This window comes from Persicitalea sp., assembly GCF_041751555.1.
Lineage (GTDB): Bacteria > Bacteroidota > Bacteroidia > Cytophagales > Spirosomataceae > Persicitalea.
Genome location: NZ_JBGSXF010000664.1, coordinates 1 through 3,835, shown reverse-complemented (window position 1 = coordinate 3,835; position 3,835 = coordinate 1). Strand labels below are relative to the sequence as shown.

Annotated in this window: 4 protein-coding genes and 1 pseudogene; 1 reads left to right on the top strand and 4 read right to left on the bottom strand. The window is 51.4% G+C overall.

Annotated elements, in window-relative coordinates; all coding sequences use genetic code 11:
* Positions 1-212 precede the first annotated feature (212 nt).
* Positions 213-548 carry a hypothetical protein gene (locus tag ACEW8P_RS23440; RefSeq protein WP_373515492.1) on the top strand — a complete coding sequence of 112 codons (336 nt, stop codon included), beginning with the start codon at positions 213-215 and terminating at the stop codon, positions 546-548.
* Positions 549-559: 11 nt separating this feature from the next.
* Here the strand turns inward: ACEW8P_RS23440 and ACEW8P_RS23435 are convergent, their stop codons facing one another.
* The 4 genes and pseudogenes from ACEW8P_RS23435 to ACEW8P_RS23420 all read right to left on the bottom strand — a co-directional run.
* On the bottom strand, positions 560-1,594 hold the full coding sequence (locus tag ACEW8P_RS23435) for a GntR family transcriptional regulator (protein WP_373515491.1): 1,035 nt from the start codon (positions 1,592-1,594) through the stop codon (positions 560-562).
* Between the two features lie 33 nt (positions 1,595-1,627).
* Complete coding sequence (gene kduI / locus ACEW8P_RS23430; protein WP_373515490.1) at positions 1,628-2,476, bottom strand: 5-dehydro-4-deoxy-D-glucuronate isomerase; 849 nt, start codon at positions 2,474-2,476, stop codon at positions 1,628-1,630.
* A 29-nt stretch (positions 2,477-2,505) separates the two neighbouring features.
* Positions 2,506-3,465 (bottom strand): hypothetical protein, encoded by a 960-nt coding sequence (locus tag ACEW8P_RS23425; RefSeq protein WP_373515489.1) that lies wholly within the window; start codon positions 3,463-3,465, stop codon positions 2,506-2,508.
* A gap of 84 nt (positions 3,466-3,549) precedes the next feature.
* A pseudogene (locus ACEW8P_RS23420) lies at positions 3,550-3,835 on the bottom strand (amidohydrolase); the annotation flags it as partial.

Below are 3,835 nucleotides of genomic sequence, written 5' to 3'. Positions count from 1 at the left end.
GAAAGACGGCTACCTGCGCTACGTAGTGTACATTCCCTACGCCACCGCCGAAAGTACCGGACTACCTTTGAAACCCGAAGGCCCGGCGATGCCGTGGATTATGGATCCCGGCACGCACCGGGCGCACATCATGATCAATCCGCCGAAGGAGTAAAGTTCCGAAACTGGCACCCTGTCAAACAAAATTGCTTGTCAAAATACATTGCAAGTACTTGAATTCCTCGCCTCCTTTTTTTGACCGTGGCCTTCTACTGCACGGCGTGCTGGCTTTACTGGGCGGGTTGCTGGTACTTTTGGTGGCCAGACAGGGCTACGGTATCCACGTACCGTACCTGGTGGCTGTACTTTCAGGTTTGAGCCTGGGATGGTTGCAGCCCCGCAAAGGCTGGCTATTGGCCCTCGTACAAGTGACAGTACTTCTGGTAGGTTACGCCATGCTTTTGGATCAATTTGCCAGAAAAGACCTGGCGGCGTTCAGTGTGTTCGGCTCGGCGGGGCTTATTCTGGTCGGTGGACTGCTGGGAGGCGTCTTGAAGCGGCATCTGTGAGCATTTCAAATTCACAAAGATGCCCGCAACGTCAGATAAAAAGGGTTCTCCAAATGCTCTTTGGAATGGCTGAGAATCAACTTCGCCGCTGCCCGACCCATCGTCTGAAAATCGGTTGACATCGTCGTGATTCCGTTTAGCAGCAGTCGTTTCAGTGGCGTTTCATTGTAAGAAATGACGCCTACATCCTGGCCGATGGACAGTGACTGGGCGATGATTTTTTCGATCAAAATCACCAGATCATCCTCCATAATATTAATGTAGGCTTGCTGCGCGTGGATGGTTTCCTGATCGATGTCGGAAATTACGCGGTAGTCGAAGGCGTAGTCGCGGCAAAAATTGACGAATCCTTCGGTAATTTCGGGCGGGGCGTAGCTGTTTTCGGGAAAAATCAGGTTTAGCGTATCGTATTTGGCCAGCGGCTCGCTGGCTTTTTCCAGGGAAGTATAGATATCGCGCTCGAAGTTTTGGTAAACCGCGCCAAATTTCCCACTCAATCGAGGGATAATTTTGTCCAAAACAATTAACTGCTCCTTTGGAAGCGTATTAATTATTTCGTGCGCCTTTTCCTCGCCCTCGATAAAATGGGGGATAATAACCAGGTGCGTGTATTCCTCTTTACGCTGCTCGATGAGCCGTTTGAAGAGCGCGAAGTCATTGTTGTAAATATAAAAATCAATCGCTGCCTTGCCGCCCAGCGTTTCGACAAAAGAATCGTAGATAATTTTTTTGTGGGTGCTCAATTTGTTAAAAAGCAAAAACACTTTCAGCGGCTGACTGTGGTCGGTCTGTTTGATAAAGTACCCCTTGCCCGGCACTGAACCCAATACGCCCAGACCTTTCAGATGGTTGTAGCCCTTCTCCGCCGTAACGCGCGAAATATCGAACTCGAAGCTTATCTCATTGATCGAGGGCATCATGTCGCCTTTCCCTATCGTCCCCGCCTGGATTCCCCGCAAGATAGAATCGCTCAGTTGCAGGTACTTTGGCGTAGCCGAGTACTCGTCGATGCTGATCGTATTCAGGATTTTTTTGGAAAGAGACATGAGCGGAAACCAAAAATTTTAGACCAGAAAGCATTAACGTAAGTCCTCTATCGCACAGAAATCCATATCGCTGTAATCGAGGTTTTCACCCGCCATACCCCAAATAAAGGTGTAGTTGGAAGTCCCGGCCCCGGCGTGAATCGACCAATTGGGCGAAATTACCGCCTGCTCGTTTTTAAGCCAGAGATGGCGTGTTTCCTGGGGCTCGCCCATAAAGTGGCTGACCGCCTGTCCTCCGGGGACTTCAAAGTAAAAGTACACTTCCATCCGACGGTCGTGGGTGTGGGCGGGCATGGTGTTCCATACGCTCCCGGACTTCAACTCCGTCATGCCCATTTGCAGTTGGTTGGTGGGCAGGATGCTGTTGACGATGAGTTTATTGATAATCCGGTGATTGGCCGTTTCGGGGCTGCCCATTTCCACTACTTCCGCTTCGTTTCTGGCGATTTTCCGGGAGGGATAGCTTTGGCCCGCTGGTGTCGAGTTGAGATAAAACTTGGCAGGTTTCGATTCGTCGAGCGATTGAAATTGCACCTGCTGCGTGCCTTTCCCAAGGTATAAGGCTTCTTTGTAGTTCAAATCATGGGTGTCGCCATCGGCCGTGACCCGACCTGGGCCGCCGACATTGATGATGCCCAGTTCGCGTCGTTCAAGAAAATAGGCGGCTTTCAGTGCCTCGGGAGCCTCCAAAGTACGGGGTTCGAGTGCGGGCATGACGCCACCCGTCAGGTAACGGTCAAAAAAAGACAGCGTCCAGCGAAACTGGTTGGCTACGAATAGGTTTTCGATCAGAAAATTCTGCCGCAGTTGTTCGGTATTCATCCCTTTCACTTCGTTCGGCGAACTGGCATAACGGCTTTCGAATTTGGTTTTTTCTTGCATAGAATCGTTTAAGTATGATTTACTTTCAGTTAGAACGCTTCAAGACTACCGTCCTTCCCTTCTGTGTGAGGACGATCTGAATCCAGTCCATCCAGAACGATCACGCCCTGAACGGACGAAAACTTAGCAGGATCTTGCTGCCAGGACCAAACCAGTTTCCCCACCGGAGTGTATTCAAGTAATTGATTGCCTTTGGCTCCCATGTCTGCGCCGTGGCCCTGCCAGTTGGCGACGACGATGTTGCCATTTTTCAAAATTTGAAATCCGGCAAAAAAATAGGGACGCACTTCGGCGGGGCCACCTATGGTATCGACGATAGAACCACTTTCATCGAACACCTGCAAATTGGCCGAGAACCCACCGCTGACCATCGTCCGTCCGCCTGCCAGCCGCACGGCTTGCCAGGCGTGTTGTGATTTTCTTTTGGTGTCAAGATTAGCCTGCCAGATAATTGAGCCATCCGGCCTCCCCTCAAAAACTACGTCATCGGCCGTGATAAGGAAATTGCCCAAATCCGTTTCCCGAACCAAGCGCACGTATTCAAAACCAGGGTAAGCTATGGTTTTATTGACTGACCCATTGCCGTCCACTTCCAACAGCACGATGCCACTCTTTCCCTGCCAGTTCAGGCCCGTCAACAAAGTATTGCCATTGCGCAGCCGCCGCGCGGCAATCGTGCCTTTGAAAGTGCTCAGTTCGGCGACTTTTTGCCCCGTCCCGATGTCGCGTTCCTCGTATCCATTACCCGTCCCGACCAGCACCCGACCTCTCCCCACCAGTTGCAAATCCCGCCCGGCGGGAATGGGTACGTTCCAGCTTTTTTCCAGATACTCAAAATCGACGTAGCTGAGTTGGGACAGCCCCTCGTCGCGGAGGAGGAGTTGTTTTGGTGAAGAACTGGGTGATTTTCCTCCAACGGTACGCGATGATATGCAGCCAATCAGGAAAGAACTCGTAATAAAAAGTCCAAATAGAAGAAGATTTTTCATTTAAAAAAAGCCTTTATCAGGCTAAGAAATTAACAACGAACGAGCCATGCCAGGGGGTGCCCCGCCTTAGCTGTTTGACCCTTCCTACTTCCGATAATCCAAAGCTGGCGGCCGATCTCCCAACAAAGCTTCGTACTTAAACTTCTTGCCGCGTTTTTCATCGAGCTCAGCCTGCGCTTCGGTCAACATTTTAGGGTTTTGGAATAAATCCACAGCCGTTAGTGCAATAGTTTTGGCGGCGACCATCATGCCTTTGCGACCGATGCTTGTGCCACCCGCCGCCACGGCCTGCCAACTGTGCGCCGCCGTGCCGGGTACCCAGGTTGCCGTGCGTAACCCGACTGTGGGCACCGCCCAACTCACGTCGCCC